Source organism: Ochrobactrum vermis (assembly GCF_002975205.1).
Classification (GTDB): Bacteria; Pseudomonadota; Alphaproteobacteria; order Rhizobiales; family Rhizobiaceae; genus Brucella; species Brucella vermis.
The window spans coordinates 296,836-316,296 of record NZ_PCOC01000002.1 but is presented as its reverse complement, the minus strand read 5'-3'; the positions used below and the strand labels follow the sequence as shown (position 1 = coordinate 316,296).

The window sequence follows — 19,461 nt, the reverse complement described above, 5'->3', positions numbered from 1 at the left end:
GTGGATTTCCGCCTCGATTATGCCGCCACCATCATTGGTGCCAGCGCGTTGAAGTAGGCCTGATCCGGTGTCTGCCGGTCAAGGGATGAATGTGGGCGTCGGCTATTGTAAAAGGTCAGATAGCGGCCGATGCCAGCGCGGGCCTCGGACACTGTTTTATAGGCGTGGAGGTAGACTTCCTCGTATTTGATCGAACGCCAGAGCCGCTCGACGAAGACGTTGTCCCGCCACGCACCCTTGCCATCCATCGAGATGGCGATTTCCGCCTTCTTCAGCACCGTCGTGAAGTCCATCGAGGTGAACTGCGAGCCCTGATCGGTATTGAATATGTCGGGTCTGCCATAACGGGCCAGCGCTTCCTCGACTGCTTCGATGCAGAAGGCTGCCTCCATCGTGATCGACAGTCGCCACGACAGAACCTTCCGGCTGAACCAGTCCACAACGGCGCAGAGATAGACAAATCCGCGAGCCATCGGAACATAGGTCAGGTCCATCGCCCAAACCTGATTGGGTCTGGTAACCGCCAGCTTGCGCAGGAGGTAGGGATAGATTTTGTGCCCAGGTGCCGGTTTCGACGTGTTCGGGCGACGGTAGATCGCCTCGATGCCCATCTTCTTCATCAGCGTGGCGACGTGCAGTCGACCGGTTTGTAACCCTTCTCCCCTCAAGAGCCCTTGCAACATCCGGCTTCCGGCAAACGGGTATTCGAGATGCAACTCGTCGATCCGGCGCATCAGAGCCAGATCGCCGTCAGACACCGGACGCGGCGAATAATAGACACTGCCACGGCTGAAGCCGAGAAGCTTCGCCTGACGCACGACGGACAGCTTGTGCTCGCGGTCGATCATTTCTTTCCGCTCAGCAATCCCGCCTTGCCGAGCGCTCCGGCTAAAAAATCATTCTCCAGCGTCAGCTCCCCGATCTTGGCGTGCAGCGTTTTGACATCGACGGTTGGACCCGTCGGTTCCGCCTTCGCTTCATCGCCGAAAACGCCTGTCGCCCCCTCAAGGAGCTGGTCTTTCCATTGCTTGATCTGGTTGGCGTGCACGTCAAACTGTTGGGACAGTTCCACCAGCGTCTGCTCGCCTCGAATGGCGGCGAGCGCCACTTTTGCCTTGAAAGCCGGGCTATGGTTCCGGCGCGGTCGTCTCGTCATGGTATCTCCTGTTCACGGCATCTAAGCCGAAGTCAGGCAGAAATTCCACTTATCCCCCCTGTTCAAATTTCCCGAGCCAGCTCTGAGACCCGACACATCGAAATATCCGTCTTCCGGGTCAAAGAAACTGGTTCGCCAATCAAAGGCATGCACCGGCATTGCCGCCAGTTCCAGAAGCGCGACACCTGACAACAACACCTTGAACCCCGTTATCAAACAGCGATTACCTGTCAAGGCTCGCTCCCACATCTGTCAAAGCATAGATCGTCACGCGACATTGCTTTCGTTTTTATCAATCTGATCGCAAATGACATTTTCGAAACATCAGACATTTTCTCGCATAAAAGATGAACGAACGCTGCCCTCTGGAATGCAATGAGCAAATCCGTAACGCTATTTGAAGCCGCCAGGTGCCCTAGCAGTTTGCTGCTTGCAGCTATCATCAATCTTAAGTCGGAAACGCTCTAGAATTGAAAAATCACACCGGTAAACAATCCCCACTTGGATTGTCCATCTCCTCTCTTTGCAACGCTATACTGAGGCTCCACAAACATATTGACCACAGCTTTCTCAGTTTTAATCACCTTTCCTAGACCGAGGCCCAAGGGTAGCGTGTATGCATCATTCTCGAAATTATAAGACCAGATGGCAGACGACCGCAGATACCAGCCCTTCTGGAGCTGATAGAAGAGAAACGGCTGGAAAGCCCCTACATTGACGTCGTCACGGTCGTCATCACCAGCAAAGCTTGCCTGCCATGTAAGCAGATAGCCCCATTGAAATTTGGGGTTGGTGGCGTTGAACAATACGTTAGCAAACCCTGCCGACCACTTATCGCTGCCAAGGCCACTTTGTGTCGCCGAAGGCACTGTCAGCTGAGGGCCAAAGCCAAAACTGATACCGGGATTACCAACATCGAACAGATAAGCGGCAAATATATTGAAATCACCCAATCCCGTTTCGTTATCGAGATTCGAACCGGTGGGGAAAGTGTTAACTGGTAGCGTCGCTCTTGCAATCCAGCGTCCGCCTAAGAAATCGAACGGTTGTGCTGCGCGCAGATAGAATTGATTGGCACTTTTCCCGACCCCGGTGAGTTCGCCGATATACTGGTTTTGTATATTGATTGCAGTCGAATTTGCGAGAGGATTGTTCGCTTGAGCCGCCCCTCCATCCCCTTCCTGAGCAGAAACAGTCAATGGCCCCTGTAGTAGCCAGATTGCGCAGCAAATTGCTTTTTTCAATTTCCCCTCCTAACGGCATGAACCGCACGGCACTGCTTTGACCTTGATTGGCCGCGCCTTTATCCTGCGGCGCGACCAATCGTTGCTTGCTTTATGGTGTCACGATGTTGAACCAGAAGTCGAATGAATCCAGCATAGAAACCAGCTGAGTGAGCTTTTCTTTATCGCCCGTGATCTGAATCGAGCCACCTTCGACTGCCTTGTCGAGGGTTTCTTCGCCAAGAACAACCTTATCCAGCGCACTGCGCGACAGTTTCAAAGTGGCGTCAGCCTTATTAGACTGGGCTCCCTTCGTGTTGTTTAGAACGCCATTTTCAAGTTCAACCAGATACTTGCCATCGTCTCCAAAGTCGAAGTTGAGTGTCAGGTGGGCATCGCCTGCCTTATCTCCGTTAAGCCGCACGCCAAGATAGTCGAAGAACAGATCAAGCGACATGGCGCGAACCGTATCGGGGCTTGCGGTGTTTGGGGTCGGAAGCTCGGCTACACCTTTGCGCAATTCCTGTGCACCTGTGAGATAGAAGTTACGCCACGGCCCGGATTCAGCCTGATAACCTAGCTGCTCCAGCGCGTCGGCTTCGAGGTTCTTTGCATCCTGATTATCAGGATCAGCAAATACGACGTGGTTAACCACCTGAGCAGTCCAACGATATTCACCCTTATCGAAGGATTTTTTTGCCTTCTTCAAAACTTCATCTGCACCACCCATGAACTCAACATACTTTTTGCTTGCCTCAACGGGTGGCAGTTCATGCAGTGTGGCTGGGTTTCCTGTGAACCAGCCAAGATAGAGAACATAGGTCGCCGCGACATCGTGATAAATGGAGCCGTAGTAGCCTCGATTGGCCCAGAATGTGTCGAGGCTCTTCGGAAGCTTGAAAGAGTCGGCAATTTCTCTCATCGTCATGCCATGATTGACCGCTCTTAGTGTTTCGTCATTAATAAAGCGGTAGAGATCTCGTTGTTTCTTCAATAGGTTTACGATCTTGTCATTGCCCCAAGTAGGCCAGTGATGTTGGGCAAACAGCACTTCTGCCTTGTCCCCCACATGACCAGAGCCTGGTTCAGGTATTTTGACCATGGCAGAGGTTCACGTATTTTCGCACCACGCAGGGAATAGGTATTATGCAGCGTGTGTGTCGCATCCTCAGCCGCAGAAATCGCCTTCTTTTCTTCAATATACCAGAGCATTTCCGACGGAGCTTCTGAACCCGGAGCCATCATGAACTCATAGGTCAGCCCGTCGATTGTCTCCTTCTGGCCAGTCTTCGTGATGATGTCGGTCGGCGGGATCAATGTGACGGTACCTGCGGACGTTGTGGTACCAAGCCCGGCTCCAACCTGACCCTTTTCATCGGGTTGCAGAAGATTTCCATACATATAGCTGGCGCGACGGCTCATGGCCGTACCCGCCATGACGTTCTCTGCAATCGCAGCTTCCAGGAAACCTTCAGGCGCGTAAATCTTTACCTTGCCGTCTGCAACATCCTTTTCATCGATAACACCACGCACGCCGCCATAGTGATCGACGTGACTATGGGCATAGATCACGGCCTTTTTCGGCTTTTTCTCACGGTTCTTGTAATAAAGATCGAGAGCGACCTTCGCAGTCTCTGCCGAGACAAGAGGGTCGACAATCATGATGCCTTCCTCGCCTTCGATGATGGTCATGTTTGACAGATCCTGGTTGCGGACCTGATAAATGCCGTCTGTCACCTCAAACAGGCCACTGATATTGATCAGCTGCGACTGTCGCCACAAGCTCGGATTGACTGTGTCCGGTGCTTTTGCATCCGGTTTGATGAACCCATACTGTTCCGGGTTCCAGATGAGGTTGCCCTTTTCACCCTTGATCATTTCCGAAGGGAGTGGAGCAATCAATCCCTTCTTGGCGTCATCAAAATCGATCGTGTCGTCAAAAGGAAGCTGATCCAGAAGTTTCGCGTTCGTTTGTTTCGTGGTTTCCGTCGCATCGCGGCGGGCATCATCCTGCGCGAACGTTGTTGCGGGCAACGACCCTGCGGCGATCAGTGCCAGGGTAATCCCCCCGTTTTTAACGGGGCTCGTCAGTAGAATTCACGCGGCCATTTTCAGTTTCTGTGCGGGCGTTACGCCGCCGATGCCCATATTGGGACGTTCGTTGTTGTAGGTCCATAGCCACTGCGTGGCAAATTCCTGCGCCTCCTCAATGCTTTCGATGATGTATTGGTCGAGCCACTCATTCCGAACGGTGCGATTGTAGCGCTCGACATACGCATTCTGTTGTGGTTTGCCGGGTTGGATATGGCTCAAGGCGATGCCTTGGTTGGCAGCCCACTCCATCAGTTTGCCACTGACGTATTCCGGCCCATTATCAACACGAATTGCGAATGGTTTGCCGCGCCATTCGATGATCTGGTTGAGGCTGCGGATGACGTGTTCAGCAGGCAGCGAGAAGTCTACCTCAATGCCCAAACCTTCGCGGTTGAAGTCATCCAGGACGTTCAGCAGTCGGAATTGCCTTCCATCCTCCAGCCGGTCGGCCATGAAATCCATGGACCAGACCATGTTCGGCGCATCTGGCACGGTCAGAGCATCGGGCTTGTCCCGCTTCAACCGCTTGCGCGGCTTGATCCTGAGGTTCAATTCAAGCTCACGATAGATGCGGTAAACGCGTTTATGGTTCCAGTGATGCCCCCGGACATTGCGCAGATAAAGGAAACACAGACCGAAGCCCCAGGTCTTCTTTGCCCGCGTCAGTCCGATCAGGAGATCGGCAATCTGCTCGTTCTCGTCGTTCAGCCTGGCGCTGTAACGATAACATGTCTCACTGACCTCGAAGGTGCGGCAGGCAAGCGCAACGCTCACCCCTCGCAACGCCACTGCTTTCCCGGCCATCTCCCGGCGTTGAGATGGCCGCGTCACTTTTTTCCAAGAGCCTCTTTGAGCAGTTCCGCCTGCATGCTCATCTCCGCATACATCTTCTTCAGGCGACGGTTCTCGTCCTCCAGAGCCTTCATCTGGCTGATCATCGAGGCATCCATGCCACCGTACTTGGATCGCCATTTGTAGAATGACGCAGTGCTCATTCCATGTTCCCGGCATAACTCGGGTACAGGAACGCCGCCTTCCGCCTGGCGAAGGATGGCAAGGATTTGCGGTTCGATGAATCTGCTCGTCTTCATCAAAATCTCCTCGATCATATAGCCCGAGAAAATTCTACTTTTGAAGTCCGTTATTTGGCGGGGGGATTACCCCAGTATCGACAAACTCGATAGATAAATCTTCATTCGCATCGTCACTCTCCCCGAAAACCTAAGCGCAATCATCGTCCGATCTCATTGCAACGATGCATTTTCCGCATCGCAGCAAACAGAATTCTAGACCTTGGTCAGGTTGAGGCATCGCCGCCGCTGAGAGAAGTACGTAACGGTTAATTACATCCCGAATGCCACTCATACGGGGATAAATTCCGTAAAGTTTAAATTGAATCCATCTCGCGCAAACTGAGTATCCTGTAGAGCGATAAAAATCGGTCAACGATCAGCGCGATGCTTTTTGCAATAGGAAAGGACTTCCATCTCAATTTCCGTGCAAATCAGCTTATACTCGTCGAGTATATCTTCTTTATATTGCCCCGATATTGCAATTTGTTCCAGAGTGCTGCTGGCATCCTGATAGGCTTCGGCCAATGCTAACAGCGCTTCATTTTGGGTATTCTTTAACTCCTTCCGTACCAAAGGGATCCTCAGCATCAGTTTTATGATGCCTTTTTTAGCATCAACCGATGCTATCGCTGCCCGCCGCTCTTGGTTGCCCATGGCAAGGCCTCACTACTTTTGAAGTTGGAACATTGGATAGTGACAGAATCCACACGATTTCGAAGTACGTAACGGTAAATATACGTCGGCAAAGCATCTGGAGCTAATGTCTGCTACAGAAATCGACAGGCACAAAGGCGACGTCACTGTCAATACGGGTCTGTATCCTCAATCAGTCGATGTATAGCCGCGTCAGAAATCAAAGTCGCTGTAGTGGACAGCAAATGGCTGCGCAAGCTATTCAGGGGACGGACGGATTGCTTCGCCATTAGGTTGACGCGGTGAGCTCTGCGCTTAAGACTAAGCGGCGAGCTATAGCCAGCAACAGAAGATAGATTATCCCTGAACAGATACCCGAGCGTTCCGGCTATATCCCGATCGATTTTTGCGTGTCCTGCCCACACGATGCCCCAGCCACAGAAGTAAAGGGCATTCGTGATGAAATACTTGCCGCGTATTTCGGCAACAGCATCAACCCATGCAGCGCTGTCGCGCCCGCTGTGCCCATCGAATAATCCACAATCAAAAGAGATTTCTGTACTCGCGTACCAGACGCGCGCACCTGCCACCTCATCAAGGCGGCTTCTCCCTTCTTCAAGAAGACTGTAACCTCCGCCGACAAAGCCGGAAAACGTCTCTGATTTAATATCGACGCTATTGCTCAATACTCTGTAAGGGGCTGACCACCTGTCGATATCTTTGTATAAATGATATCGCTTAAAAGACTATAGCGATCATAATACCCTTCAATGACACCCATGAATGAGAAGTCGAGTTCTTTGAAGAGGTTCCCGAGATCAGATTTCAATTTTGCGGGTGGCAACCCAAATCGGCCCGCGGTTCCACTGATACCGGCCGCCCAGAAATAAGGACTTGCACTAAAGCGCCATCAATCCGATTTGACTTCTTGCCTTACAGGTTCTGGGATAGTAGATGCCAACGGAATTTTACCAGCGACGGCCATACTGCTGACTGCCAATCAAAGCAGTCAGCGCGATCGCGGAAAATCTATAGTGGTGCATTGTCCCCCCGAAATTCCGCTTCGGTAATCAGTTGAGGGAAGAGGTTGTCATTGCATTTGTTCTGAGAGCGCCTGCTCCTCAACAGCGCAATCGACTGACGGCCTGCTCGCTGCTTCCAACTCTTTGCGCGCTGCCTGAATATCATCAACGAATTCGGGATTGCTGTGCAGTTTAGCAACTGTCGCTGCCCCCATAATGCGTCCCGCATCGACATCGCTTTGCCAATGCGCGTTACAGATCACCCGGCTTTGTCCAAACGACAATCCGCGCTTGAACAAATCATCGGCGTGCTTTGGATTGACTTCTGCCAATGTGAGCGCCCATGCCCATCCTGCAGCTGTGTGTCCCGATGGATAGGAGCCATCCTGACGCAACACAGCTTCTTCATCTGGCTGACATGTGCCTTCGTTGTGCACGACGAAAGGGCGGGTTCTGTTATACTTGTTCTTGATGCCATAGGTAGAAAGCCCTGCATCGGTAAGAACTCTCTGCATCAAATTATAAAGATGCGGGGTCCTCTCTTCACTGATATCCACGCCCATGGCGCAGGAGAAATTCTTCGCAGGCTGGGGGAATTGCAAATCAGCATCCGTCCGCGCCTGATCCCAACGTGCTTTTCCGCGGAGCGCAATGGTAGCCTCTCTTGCGGCCTCATCACGTGCCAGTGCCGCACTTCCCTCAGCTGGGGGCGAACCGAGCAAAACAAGACTGTTGGGAAGTTCGCTCGGTTGCAGATAACCCGGCGTGAGGTGAAAATGCGGATCCGTTACCTTCGGGCCAACGGCATTGTCTGCCAGAGCGGAACCCACAACTTGGCCAAACAACACGACAGAGCTGATTAAGACCGCTCGAGAAATGTTCGAAAACATTCCAGTTCTCCTCAAAATGGGATTCAGGCTGTGCACTGGCGGGCGTCAGTCATACTATCCACAGATAGCGGACGGGTAAACGGACACCTAATCACTGCAAAAACACATGCGGAGGAGCGGCCAAAATCCACATCCCATGGGACAAGACCGCTTCGCCAGGCATTCAGCCGATGTGACTTAGTTCAAACGCGGCTTGGCCTCTGGAAATTTCCACTCGCCGCTAACAACGGATTGATCTGGACGATAAAGCCTTACGGTATAGTTCCAGCCTTCAACAACGGGCAGGCAGTTTGTAATTTCGCCGTCACAACCACCAAATTGCGCAGTCACCGACCCGTCAGAATTTTTCTTTGCGGTGATACTATTGAGCGAATAGGCACTATACTCATTCTTTTCAAAGAAGCCTTTGGCATTATAAACGCTGATCGACCAGAAGGCCTGCACAGGCACATTCTTTGGCACATCCAGTGTATAGACAGTCTTCCCATCGTTTTTTTCAGGCGTAAAACTCGGATACATAGCATCCTTTTCTGGAATGCCGCCCCATCCAGAGGCGGTACCGATTAAATGCCGGATCGGATCGACTTGACCGCGAGCTCCAAAAGAACCGTTATACGACACCTGATGCTTTGCTAATGAGAGCAGCGCATTACGGATGTCGGTCAGGCTTTCGTCATCCCAATTTGGCAGATCAAGTTTGCCTGAATCCTTCTGGCTGACCTTGATGGCGTCCTGAAGCTTATGGACCTCGTCGAGATCCTTTAGATCATTGGGGTCAACAAGTGTGCGAACGGCGACGAAAGCATATCTGCTACCAACCGATTCCTGCGTCAGCGTAACCGGCTCCGTACCATAAGCGACAATTGGCAAGTAGTGATCCTGATCGACGACCATCATCGACATATAACGCTTGCCCGTATCAGGGAGTGAGATCGTCGCTGGCCCAGCCGCAAGATCGAACACGGCAAATGAATACAGCGTATCGCGGTTCATACGGATGACAGTTTGCTTGTCGATAGCCACCGGTTCCCGCGAATGCTTAAACTGGCCAAGACTGCCGATATCTTTAGCATTGGCTGCAAGGTAATGGTCGGTCTCAGCGCGGACGAAACTGTCTACTGTGACCGGCATTTTGCTGCCAGTGGTCTCGGCATATGCCCCGCCGGTCAACATAACCGAAGCAACAGCGAGATTGATCCCAACCCAACGGAACATGAATACCTCCTCGTTCAAACGAACAACCACGGCGTCCCTTCCGCAGAATGCGACAGAGATCAAGCCCGACACGGCCAGCAGGTTCATTGCCTGGCCAGCTGACACGGTCTATTCAGATGGCTTCTAGCATGAGCAAGTTATCAATCTTGCCATTTTGTGCCATTCTTTGTTCGACAGGCTATGTTCGACTGGCTATTCGGGGAACAGGAAGGTCAGGGTCGTGCGCAATCCCCACTCCGGAGTACCGGCGGGGCCGTCGGCATAATAACGTCCGCCCACCTGAAAGCTCATAGCCTGGTCGTTCACTTTGAAAACCTGGGTGGCGCCAAGGTTAATCGGTACGGTCCATTGCTTGGCCTCCCAGTCATAGGTTGAATCCACACTGAGCGACACGGATCGGCCTTGGCCAAGATTATAGGAAACAAATGGCTGCAAATAGCTGGCGCTAACGTCTTGCCTGTCTGATGAACCCGCAACGGACCAGATATGATTACCCAATGCGCCAATGGTCCACGCTTTTTCCTGAATAAGCGCAACCGCTGTCGGACCAAGTCCAAGTTTCCCGCTGCCTAGATAATCGCCGGTGGCGCTCGGCAAAAGAAACACGGGCCCCACGCCCCATATCAGACCGCCGGGGCCTGCTTTTTTGGGAGACAGGAAAAAGCTGGCATTTATATCGCCCAGGCCGGAAACGCTGCCACCCGGCATGTAATCTCGATAGGCGATTGGTATAATCGTGCGCGATATGATGTTCCACTCATCGTTCAAGCTGAATGGAATGACCGGCTGGATGTTAAGGCCGTAGGCAAAACCGTCCTTGTTGGCGCCAGCCCTGAAATCAAAATTATTCTGCAAGGGAACACTGATCAGACTGGCGAGAGGATTAGCGAGCTGTTGCGAAAGATCATCGGCCGAGGATTGGGACCAAGCCGTGCCAGCATTAAACGCAACAAAACCGGCGGCCGAAATAATCACGGCACCGGATCGCTTGAGCTTACCGGAAAAGCCTTTTATGCTCTGCATACCCGCCCCTTTGTACAAATGCTGATAGCATCCAGCTGACCTGAAGTGGTCGCCGGACGAATTCCCATGGGAAGGTTTCTAGCAGGAGCCGACCGTTAGTCTTGCCATTTCGTGCCAGGCTTAGTCTGCCGGCGATGTTCCGGGCGAGGGAAACTTATCGGACTGCTCACGAAACTGACGTGGCGTTACGCCGCAAATTCGGCGGAACGCTCGCGTGAAATGAGCGGGGTCGGAATAGCCCGATGCAAAAGCGATGTCGATGATCTTGGAGTGGGAATCACGCAACAAACTGCTTGCGCTCTCAAATCTGACGGTGTCCAGGATATCTGAATATACAAAGCCGACATTAGCGAGTTTGCGTTGGAATGTTCGGGTGCTAACCCCTGCCATTTCCGCGATCTCAGCAAGCGTGGGAACGCCGCCGTCAAGATAAGGCGGCAACATCCGCTTGAGAAGTTCGACGATATCATAGCCCGAAGGCCCGTGCTCTTGATCTGACATCGGATAAAATGCTTCAGGCATGTGGCTGGAGAGACCTAGGTGCGAAACTGGTATGCTGATCCATGCCGCGTGTTGCCCAGACACGAAGCGTACATTTGGCCAGAAGGATTGCGTCGCTTCACTCGGCGTATAGTGGGCTTCGAAAGCCATTGCCGGCGGCATCCAGTTGGGGCCGGTGAACTGCCGGACGATATAGATCGAGAAAATATTCTGAAGCCATTGCGCATGCTCCAGGTGCCGAAGCCCTTTTGTTATCGCGAGCTTGCTGCAAATCCTTACATGATCGTTATCGTGTTCGATCCACATGCTGAGGATCGTATCTTCCCTCGAAGCCTCGCTACACGCGTGTCGCAACGCCATGAGTAACGTCGGAGAATGAGCGATCAGTGATCTGGTTTTTTCTCTCAAATGAGAAAAATGCAACCGTTGGCTGGCGAGAAAACCGAAATCTGTGATGCCTTGAGAGCTTTGGGCGGCTTCAATGAACCGAATAGCTGGCAATAACGGAACATAGTGATCATTCTTAGTTTCAAGAGAGGATGGCAGCCTGGCCTTCTCCAGAAACCTGCTCGTAGGCGCACCCAATTCATCAAGTATACCTATGAAGGGCAGAAGAAACTGACTGCGAGTTAAAGGGATGTTGGCCATGCATCTCTTCTCCATCGCCTAGTTGATGCTTTTTCTTGCAGCAAAATAGACGAAATACAACTTTATATTTTAAATGTGAAGACCGCAGACCGAGACCGGTCAGTTATGTTGAGTTCGCTCGGCCTTCGCTTTGGTAACTGGGGCAAATTTGCTGCCGTTTTGTGGTTTCTAATTCAAAGTCGAGAACAAGCCCTACTCGCCCGATGAACGGCGAAGCGCTTTATGTTCATATTGCCTGTCAGAGACCCTCAGATTCTAACGGCCGGAAAAGCGTACGCTTTACCAGACGAGGAGCAGGACCACATTCTTATTCAGGCCGAATATCGCCGTACGCTCACCTCGGCACCCCTCTTCGGTGAAGAATTGTCTGAGCCAGCAGTACGCCCACCCGCGCAGCTGACGGGAACAGGGCGCACCTGTCCACACCGTCGGGATCGTGGCGCTCCCGAGTGGCTCCTCTACGAGCCGCTTACCCGCGATCGAAGAGCTTTATGGCCGTGTCGTGCGAGCGAGGCTGGGCCGAAGTCACTTACAATTGTGCCATCGAACAGATTCAAGCTTATCGTCCGTTCGATATCCACTAGTTGCCCTGACCTCATAGCCATGAGGTCATCGGATTTTGTTCGAAACAGGTTTTCGCGCGGGATCACATAAGCCATGCAAACGGAAGCCATTAAGGCGTGGCATGTCGGATGGAGTATGCGTTTACCCCAAAAGCCCTACACTAAGCCGCAAACAGCTTAGCAATACCGCTATCGGCGTTCACAAAATTTATCCGCTAGCCATCTATTGCGCAATCCCATGCCTTTTAACCTGACAACATCGCTTATAGAGTGCTATAAAGATATTGTACGGCAAACAGATCGAGATGCCCGCCGCCGACATTCTTGTAGACAGTGATTTGGCGGTCATCGCTGCGGCCAGGATGTTTTGCCTGGCACAGTTCGATCAGATCCGCTTCGATCTGCTCGCGGCTGATCAGACCGGTTGCGAGCGGAATGCCGAGCTCGCCCGAGCCATCACAACAATGACGCGTATCGACAAATACCCGTCCGGCCCGGCGAAACACATCATCATCGGCTTCTCGCATGTCTGGCATGTAGGCGCCGATCAAATCAACATGCGCGCCCTCTTTCAGCAATTTTCCCTTGACCAGCGGATTAGTCGACATGGTGACGCAGGATATAATGTCCGCCTTGACGACAGCGTCATCGAGATTCTGCACGGCGGTGATGTCTACGCCGGCAATGTCAATTCGGTCGGCCAGTTTTTCCGCCTTGTCGAAATTGCGGTTCCAGATGAAGACTTGGCGGATCGTCGACCGGCTGGCGCAATGAGCCTGCACCACATGCGGCGCCAGACCACCGGCGCCAACCACCAGCAAGGTACTGGCGTCCTTGCGCGCCAGTAGGCTGGCACCAAGCGCCGAATCCGCCGCAGTCTTCTTGAAGGTCTCAATAGCACCGTCGCAGACCATCAGCGCTTCGCCAGTCTGGCCACTGAACAGGGTAACCGTACCCTGGATCGAGGGCTGTGCCACCGGAAGTCGCACATTAGCAGGGAAAACGCCGACAAGCTTGACGGCAATGGCCTCTGCTTCCAACCACGCCACTAAGGATACGAACTGGTTGTCACTGTTTTGCCGGTCCTGCAGCACGGTGGTGTCGCTTTGCGGTCGTTTGCCAGCGGCATGCGCTTGGCGCAAGGCTTCGATCAATCCGGGATAATCGAGCGCGGCGTCAGTTTGCTGCGCATTGAGAATTTTCATTATTCGCTCCTGTCAGGCGACGCGCGCCAGAAAACTTCTGGTACGCGAATGTTTCGGATTGCCTATCACCTCTTTTGGTGGGCCAGATTCAACGATCACGCCGCCATCCATGAAAATCAGATGATCAGCGACTTCACGGGCGAAGTTCATTTCGTGGGTGACGACAATCATTGTCACGCCGTCTTCGGCCAGTTGGCGCATCACCGCTAGAACCTCACCAACCAGTTCCGGATCAAGCGCCGATGTCGGTTCATCAAACAGCATCAGCTGCGGCTGCATCGCCAACGAACGGGCAATCGCCACCCGTTGCTGTTGCCCACCGGAGAGTTGGTCAGGATAATAATCGGCGCGCTCGGTGAGGCCGACCTTTTCCAGCAATTCCATCGCCGCAGCGACGGCCGCTTTGCGGCTGGTCTTACGCACGATCATCGGCGCCTCAATGATGTTTTCCATCGCGGTCTTGTGCGGAAACAGATGGAAGCCCTGGAACACCATCCCCATTTTCTGGCGCTGACACGCTAGTTCATTGAAGGACATCGTATAAAGCCGCTCGCTTTGCCAGCGCATGCCGATCGGCTCGCCTTCCAGTAATACGGCGCCGGAATCCGGCACTTCGAGATAGTTCAGGCAGCGCAGCAAAGTGCTTTTGCCAGAGCCGGATGGTCCGACTATGCAGGTCACCTCACCTTTTTCCACCGTCATGTCTATGGCGTCGAGAACCCGGTGATCACCAAAGGACTTGGTCAGTCTTTCCACCTGTAGCAGCGGCACGGTCGCGGATGTTTCGTTCATTTTTGATATCCCAGCGCGAATTTGAAGGGCAGCAGTCTGGACAGGAATGATGCGGAACGGGTGGTCTGCCGGGATTTCAGGCGGTTCTCGACATGGTGTTCGAGGATGGTCAGAGCAGTCGACAGGATGAGATACCAGATCGTTGCCACGATCAGCAGCGGAATGGTCTGGTAGGTGCGTGAATAGATCATCTGCGCCGAATAAAGCAGATCCGGCAAGGCCAGAACGCTGACCAGTGAGGTAAATTTCAGCATTGAAATGGTGTCATTGCCGATCGGAGGAATGATGATGCGGATTGCCTGGGGCAACACGATCCGCGTCATGATCTGAAATCGCGTCATGCCAAGCGTCGCTGCGGCCTCGGTCTGACCCGGATTGATGGCTTGGATACCCGCGCGGATGGTTTCGGCGGCATAGGCGCTTTCGGTAAACGACAGGCCAAGCAGCGCCGCACTCATCGGCGTGATCAGCGTGTTCATGTCCCATGACCAAAAGGTCGGCCCGAACGGGATGCCGATGGTCAGATTGGGAACAAGCAGCGCGAGATTGTACCAGAAAATCAGCTGGACCAAGGGCGGAACGCCCCGAAAGAACCAGATCCACAGCCAACTTGCCCATTGCAGCACCGGATTAGCCGACAAACGCATCACTGCAAGTATGATGCCGATGGCAAAGCCGAAGATCATCGCGGCGAAGGTCAGGAGCAGGGTTCGCCCCAGGCCGGCGAGAATGTCGGGATGGACCATGTATCTGACGACAATGTTCCATTGAAGGTTCACATTGGTCGCAAGCATGTTGACAAAGCTCAGCGCGATCAGAATGAGCACGGCGCCAGCCAGCCAGCGCGACGGATGGCGAACGGATATTGGTTTGATACTGTGTATGTCCGGTCGGTGCGCGACCGTCTTTGCTGTTCTTGCCATAATTTACTCCAAACTGCACGCGTCGGCCCGTGGTTCGGGCCGGACTTTGCTTGATGGACCGTGCCCGCTTTCGCGACGACGCTTGCTGCCGCTGCGAGCGTCCCGCCCGGTCGAACTATTTGGGCTCTGGATTGTCCTTGGTCAGCAAAACCGCCTTTTCCAGCGTACCGGCGCCATCAACACCCCACTTTGCCATGATCTCCTTGTATGAGCCGTCATCGATCATGGACTGGATGGCATCGCGGAAAATTGGTCCGAGCGCATCGCCCTTGCGCACGCCGATGCCGTTGAATACCGGATTGCTAACCAGTTCGGATACGCTGAAGCGACCGGTAATCTTGGCCATATAATGCATTTTTGCGGATCCGGCCGCGACCATCTCGACCCGCCCCGAAGACACGGCCAGTTCGGCGGCGTTCTGGGTGGTGAATTGCTGCAGGTCAATCGGCTTCTGGCCGGTGGATTCGCACAGTTCCGTGCTCTTTTCCTTGAGATACTGGTAGTCCCAAGCACCGGTCATCACGGCAACACTGTGGCCACACAGATCCTTTTCCGACTTGATGGCGAAATCCTTGCCCTTCAGGAACGCGTAGGCGGTGCCTTCCTTACGCTGAGGAATGAAATCAAGCGAATCGAGCCGTTCCGGCGTCACGCCGAAGGAAGAAAATCCGGCGTCAAAGCGCTTGCTGGCCAAGCCCGGAATGATGGCGTCGAAACTGGTTGCGGTAAATTCAAATGGCACGCCGATGCGTTCTGACATGGCGTTGGCCATGTCGATGCTCCAGCCTTTCAATACGCCGTCTTCGACAAACTCGTCCGGTGGCCAGTCATTGAAGGCGGCAATCTTCACGCCTTTCCTGTAATTCTCCGGTACGGCGTCCTGCAGTGCCTTGATTGGTGCAGCATGTAGTGAGGTGACACTGGCGGCGGTAGCCAGCGCTGCCAGCGCTACCGTCAAGCGCCGCGATGCGGCTTTGCGACTATTGGACATTTATCTCCCCTATGACTTGAATTTTATCCCCTTGCGAGGCTCGTCTTCTACTTGCGTTGCTGATAATGATATGCGAACGTTCTCACAATATAGCCATTGATTGATTGCATCCGTCAAGTTGAAAGTTGAGATCAGAACGATCTTCGCCTATGAAACGGCACGGTTGGTGAGCAGCTTGAGACTGCTTTGGAAGGGATCGCGCAGACATGAGTGAACGACGCGCCGACAAGACGACCATTGCCGATGTAGCGCGCCTGGCTGGCGTTAGCACCGCTACTGCCGGACGTGTACTGGGCGGCTATGGCTATACCAGCGAAGAAATCCGCAACAAGGTCAAAAAATCCGCCGATACGCTGGCCTATCGTCCCAACCTTCTGGCGCGCAGCCTTATTACCGGACGCACCAAGACCATCGGCGTTGTGGCTGGCGACATGCAAAGCCCGTTTTACGCCAGTATTCTGCGCGGCATTTCCGATGTGGTGCGTGCACGTGGCTTTGGCCTGATCGTCACCAATAGCGATGAAGCGATCGATCGCGAACTGGAGGCGGTGGATCTGCTGCGCGAAAAACAGGTCGACGGCATAATCATTGCGCCCTGTGACATTCTCAAGGCACAGCACCTGCACGATGTCGTTGCCAGCGGTTGTCCAGTCGTTCAGATCGATCGCCGCGTCAAGGGCCTGAAGGCGGATTCGGTAACCGTCAACGGCCGTCAGGCCGCCCATGCAGCGGTGACGCAAATGATTCTCGACGGCCATCGTCGCATTTGCGTACTGGCGGAACTCGAACATGGCCGCTACAAGAATCTTAACGCATTTCTTCACGATCGCCAGCACAAGAAAATCGATATTTCGGTGCTTTATCCGAGCTGGCAGCGTCTGCTCGGCTATATCGAAGCGCATGAGGAAGCCGGCATCGCCTTTGATCCGAGCCTCGTCGCCCAGGTGGGCAGCTATTCGATCGATACTGCCCGCCAGCACGCCATCGCGTTGCTGACACGGGAAAACCGGCCTTCGGCGCTGTTCACCACCGACGGTCTGATGTCGGCGGGCGCCATGCTGGCTATCAGCGAACTCGATATTTCCATTCCGCAACAACTCTCCGTGGTCTGCTTCGACGATTTGGACTGGATGTCGTTCTTTACCCCTAAACTGTCTGCCATCCGGCAGCCGCTGCTTGAGGTTGGCGAAGCTGCGGCCCGTCTGGTGCTGGAGCGGCTCGATAGCGCTGACCGGGCGCAGCAGGACATCGTGCTGCATGCCGAATGGCAGCCGCGCAGTTCGCTCGCCCGCCATCCCGGTTAATCCAACCGGTTTCAACCGTAACAGGACCTGCGCCCGAGACTCAGTTCTGCAACTCGGCTATTGGCTCGCCGAGTTCGATCGGTGCGGCATGCCCGGTGCCGCCATATTCACCGCATGTCGCCGCTGCGACGCGCGACGCCGCCTGCAGCAACATTGCCGGCGCCTCGCCCTTCAGCAGACCATAAAGGGTGCGGGCAATGAAACTGTCGCCGGCACCTAATGTGTCAACCGCCACAACCGGCGTTGCTTCGGCATAAAAAACCCCTTGCGCACCGGCAAGAACTGCGCCCTCGGTGCCACGGGTGACCAGCACCCAATGCGCCCCACTCTCGCGCAGGCAGGCAATGGTCGTCGTGATCTCGTCCGGTGACAGCTCGCCACCGGAAACGGCAGCCAGAAAGCATTTCTGGCCGATACGCCGATAATGTTCGACGTCGCGGCGGGTGGAGAAATCATAGGATAGGCGTTGCGGCGCGATGGCGTCCAGCCAGCCATCAAGGTTGCTCGACTGACCGATATGGACGGCATCAAACCGGCGCGCGAACTCGATATCGACGGCGCTGGGCTCAAACATCGACACCCCGAGATCAAAGCGGATGAAATAGCGATCATTATTGCCGCGATGGCCAATGATACAATAGGCGGTCTTGCCGGTGGTCTCCATGCGCAGATGCGATGTGTCCACACCCTCTTCGCGCAACGCGGCCTGAATGACCCTTCCCGCAGCGTCCGCAGCCACAGCGCCAATATAGGCCGCCTCAGCGCCGAAACGGCTCAGTTGGATGGCGACATTAACGCAATTTCCGCCCGGATACATTTCCCGGCGCGAAATATAACAATCGACAACATTGTCGCCCATCGCCGCGATTTTGATCATTCTCATTTTCCCAATTGACAAGATGTGAGAACGTTCGCACACTAAAGTAGAACTGTCAACGCATCGCCGGAATGGTGCCGGGATGACGTTACACCGGACCGGCACGGCTGCCGAGCGGCGCAGCCATGCTCTTCAAGAGGCTGAAAAGAGGAACAGAATGCCCAAACAACTCCCTGTCGATATTGCCGAAACCTTGAATGCGCTTGCACAGCGGGATTTTTCGCATGTGTTTCTGGTTGCCTGCGGTGGATCGCTGTCAATCATGCATCCGGGCAAGTATTTTCTGGATCGCCATTCGGAGCAGCTGACATCTGACGTCTATAATGGCGACGAGTTCGTCACACGTGACCCGCGTCGCCTCAACAGCGACGCCATTGTCATTCTGTGCTCCCAGACCGGCACCACCAAGGAAACGGTGCGGGCGGCAAAACATGCCCGTAGCCGGGGTGCCCACGTCATCTCCCTGACGCTGGATCCGCAATCGCCGCTCGCCATCTCCGCCGACCACGTGCTGCAATACCAGGCGTCCTACACTACCGGCATTCCGATCGATGGCGCCGACAGCAATTACAGTGTGCTTTACATGTTGCTGGCCGGCATTATTGATTTGCGCGACGAGACCAGCCTGCTGCCAAAGCTGCTGGAAAGCTTGCCGGCGCTGCAACCGGCCATCGAACGCGGGCAGCAGCATTTTGATGAAACCTTTACCAGATATGCCGAGCGTTATGGCCGCGAAAAAGTCATCTACACCATGGCCAGCGGTCCGGTTTATGGCGCAGCCTATTCATTCTCCATCTGCGTGCTGATGGAGATGCTGTGGATCAATTCGCAAGCTATCCACGCCAATGAGTTTTTCCATGGCCCCTTCGAGGTCGTCGACAAGAATGCCTGTTTCGTCGTCATGATCGGTCTCGATGAAACGCGCGCACTAGCCGAGCGCGGCCTGGATTTCCTGTACCGGTTCGGCGAGCCGGACAATATGTTGGTGCTGGATGCGGCTAAACTCGATCTTGCTGGCATAGATGACACTTTCAGGGGCTATTTCGTGCCGCTGATTTTCTTCGATGCACTATGGAAATTTGCCTACAAACTGGCGGCCAAGCGTGAGCAGGTCATGCTGGATGGCCGCCGCTACATGAAAAAGATCACCGATTACTAAGCCGCATCGGCGTCGGTCCATCTCTATCGAAACTGGACCGACGCTGTGCGTAATTATCATCCGATTACATGCTATTGAGGTTTCGTCGCAAAAATTTGTTCAGGACGGAGTCCGCCTTATCTGCGGAGGCAATTATGCTGCGAGGCTGTGAATTGTTGCTTGAGTGCAA

General features: G+C 53.9%; 16 protein-coding genes and 1 pseudogene. 2 read left to right on the top strand and 15 right to left on the bottom strand.

What is annotated here, in order from left to right; all coding sequences use genetic code 11:
- Positions 1–17: 17 nt before the first annotated feature.
- The 14 genes and pseudogenes from CQZ93_RS15670 to CQZ93_RS15600 all read right to left on the bottom strand — a co-directional run bounded on the left by CQZ93_RS15670 (position 18) and on the right by CQZ93_RS15600 (position 15,952).
- Positions 18–1,156, bottom strand: a protein-coding gene (locus CQZ93_RS15670; protein ID WP_105541261.1) for an IS3 family transposase whose coding sequence is annotated in 2 segments (ribosomal slippage) — positions 18–889 and positions 889–1,156 — 1,140 coding nt in all. Because the reading frame shifts where the segments join, the coding sequence is not laid out codon by codon here.
- Positions 1,157–1,620: 464 nt separating this feature from the next.
- A complete protein-coding gene (locus CQZ93_RS15660; protein ID WP_210201104.1) occupies positions 1,621–2,400 on the bottom strand; it encodes a hypothetical protein in 780 nt (259 codons plus the stop codon).
- Positions 2,401–2,491: 91 nt separating this feature from the next.
- Positions 2,492–4,413, bottom strand: a pseudogene (locus CQZ93_RS27395) (alkyl/aryl-sulfatase).
- Between the two features lie 63 nt (positions 4,414–4,476).
- Positions 4,477–5,564, bottom strand: a protein-coding gene (locus tag CQZ93_RS15650) for an IS3 family transposase (RefSeq protein WP_105543573.1) whose coding sequence is annotated in 2 segments (ribosomal slippage) — positions 4,477–5,303 and positions 5,303–5,564 — 1,089 coding nt in all. Because the reading frame shifts where the segments join, the coding sequence is not laid out codon by codon here.
- A gap of 351 nt (positions 5,565–5,915) precedes the next feature.
- Complete coding sequence (locus CQZ93_RS15645) at positions 5,916–6,200, bottom strand: hypothetical protein (protein WP_105543572.1); 285 nt, start codon at positions 6,198–6,200, stop codon at positions 5,916–5,918.
- Between the two features lie 149 nt (positions 6,201–6,349).
- Entirely contained in the window at positions 6,350–6,865 is a 516-nt protein-coding gene (locus tag CQZ93_RS15640; protein WP_146114457.1) for a hypothetical protein, read from the bottom strand.
- Between the two features lie 404 nt (positions 6,866–7,269).
- The gene (locus CQZ93_RS15635; protein WP_105543570.1) at positions 7,270–8,091 is read right to left on the bottom strand and encodes an acid phosphatase; all 822 of its coding nucleotides are present in this window, start codon (positions 8,089–8,091) and stop codon (positions 7,270–7,272) included.
- A 177-nt stretch (positions 8,092–8,268) separates the two neighbouring features.
- Positions 8,269–9,393: a DUF1254 domain-containing protein gene (locus CQZ93_RS15630; RefSeq protein ID WP_339561730.1), complete on the bottom strand. Its 1,125-nt coding sequence runs from the start codon at positions 9,391–9,393 to the stop codon at positions 8,269–8,271.
- Positions 9,394–9,498: 105 nt separating this feature from the next.
- The gene (locus tag CQZ93_RS15625; protein WP_105543569.1) at positions 9,499–10,329 is read right to left on the bottom strand and encodes a hypothetical protein; all 831 of its coding nucleotides are present in this window, start codon (positions 10,327–10,329) and stop codon (positions 9,499–9,501) included.
- Between the two features lie 120 nt (positions 10,330–10,449).
- Complete coding sequence (locus CQZ93_RS15620; RefSeq protein WP_146114456.1) at positions 10,450–11,478, bottom strand: helix-turn-helix transcriptional regulator; 1,029 nt, start codon at positions 11,476–11,478, stop codon at positions 10,450–10,452.
- 826 nt (positions 11,479–12,304) lie between these two features.
- Positions 12,305–13,246: a bifunctional Delta(1)-pyrroline-2-carboxylate/Delta(1)-piperideine-2-carboxylate reductase gene (gene lhpI / locus CQZ93_RS15615; protein ID WP_181153406.1), complete on the bottom strand. Its 942-nt coding sequence runs from the start codon at positions 13,244–13,246 to the stop codon at positions 12,305–12,307.
- Positions 13,247–13,258: 12 nt separating this feature from the next.
- Positions 13,259–14,038 carry an amino acid ABC transporter ATP-binding protein gene (locus CQZ93_RS15610; RefSeq protein ID WP_105543567.1) on the bottom strand — a complete coding sequence of 260 codons (780 nt, stop codon included), beginning with the start codon at positions 14,036–14,038 and terminating at the stop codon, positions 13,259–13,261.
- Positions 14,035–14,961, bottom strand: a complete 927-nt coding sequence (locus CQZ93_RS15605; protein WP_105543566.1) for an amino acid ABC transporter permease — start codon at positions 14,959–14,961, stop codon at positions 14,035–14,037. The genes CQZ93_RS15610 and CQZ93_RS15605 overlap by 4 nt, the downstream gene beginning before the upstream one ends.
- A 115-nt stretch (positions 14,962–15,076) precedes the next feature.
- On the bottom strand, positions 15,077–15,952 hold the full coding sequence (locus tag CQZ93_RS15600; RefSeq protein ID WP_105543565.1) for a transporter substrate-binding domain-containing protein: 876 nt from the start codon (positions 15,950–15,952) through the stop codon (positions 15,077–15,079).
- A 206-nt stretch (positions 15,953–16,158) separates the two neighbouring features.
- On the opposite strand from CQZ93_RS15600, the gene CQZ93_RS15595 reads away from it, so the two are divergent.
- Entirely contained in the window at positions 16,159–17,256 is a 1,098-nt protein-coding gene (locus tag CQZ93_RS15595) for a LacI family DNA-binding transcriptional regulator (protein WP_105543564.1), read from the top strand.
- 40 nt (positions 17,257–17,296) lie between these two features.
- Here the strand turns inward: CQZ93_RS15595 and CQZ93_RS15590 are convergent, their stop codons facing one another.
- Entirely contained in the window at positions 17,297–18,175 is an 879-nt protein-coding gene (locus CQZ93_RS15590) for a PfkB family carbohydrate kinase (RefSeq protein WP_286153696.1), read from the bottom strand.
- 115 nt (positions 18,176–18,290) lie between these two features.
- Here CQZ93_RS15590 and CQZ93_RS15585 point away from each other — a divergent pair, with 115 nt between their 5' ends.
- A complete protein-coding gene (locus CQZ93_RS15585) occupies positions 18,291–19,292 on the top strand; it encodes an SIS domain-containing protein (RefSeq protein ID WP_105543562.1) in 1,002 nt (333 codons plus the stop codon).
- The last annotated feature ends 169 nt before the right edge of the window (positions 19,293–19,461 follow it).

What these genes read in the sequence shown, in the direction of transcription:
- CQZ93_RS15600 (WP_105543565.1), bottom strand. Translation starts at nt 15,952, where the DNA reads ATGTCCAATAGTCGCAAAGCCGCATCGCGGCGCTTGACGGTAGCGCTG.
- CQZ93_RS15635 (WP_105543570.1), bottom strand. Translation starts at nt 8,091, where the DNA reads ATGTTTTCGAACATTTCTCGAGCGGTCTTAATCAGCTCTGTCGTGTTG.
- CQZ93_RS15605 (WP_105543566.1), bottom strand. Translation starts at nt 14,961, where the DNA reads ATGGCAAGAACAGCAAAGACGGTCGCGCACCGACCGGACATACACAGT.
- CQZ93_RS15645 (WP_105543572.1), bottom strand. Translation starts at nt 6,200, where the DNA reads ATGGGCAACCAAGAGCGGCGGGCAGCGATAGCATCGGTTGATGCTAAA.
- CQZ93_RS15620 (WP_146114456.1), bottom strand. Translation starts at nt 11,478, where the DNA reads ATGGCCAACATCCCTTTAACTCGCAGTCAGTTTCTTCTGCCCTTCATA.
- CQZ93_RS15625 (WP_105543569.1), bottom strand. Translation starts at nt 10,329, where the DNA reads ATGCAGAGCATAAAAGGCTTTTCCGGTAAGCTCAAGCGATCCGGTGCC.
- CQZ93_RS15595 (WP_105543564.1), top strand. Translation starts at nt 16,159, where the DNA reads ATGAGTGAACGACGCGCCGACAAGACGACCATTGCCGATGTAGCGCGC.
- lhpI (WP_181153406.1), bottom strand. Translation starts at nt 13,246, where the DNA reads ATGAAAATTCTCAATGCGCAGCAAACTGACGCCGCGCTCGATTATCCC.
- CQZ93_RS15585 (WP_105543562.1), top strand. Translation starts at nt 18,291, where the DNA reads ATGCCCAAACAACTCCCTGTCGATATTGCCGAAACCTTGAATGCGCTT.
- CQZ93_RS15610 (WP_105543567.1), bottom strand. Translation starts at nt 14,038, where the DNA reads ATGAACGAAACATCCGCGACCGTGCCGCTGCTACAGGTGGAAAGACTG.
- CQZ93_RS15630 (WP_339561730.1), bottom strand. Translation starts at nt 9,393, where the DNA reads ATGAACCTGCTGGCCGTGTCGGGCTTGATCTCTGTCGCATTCTGCGGA.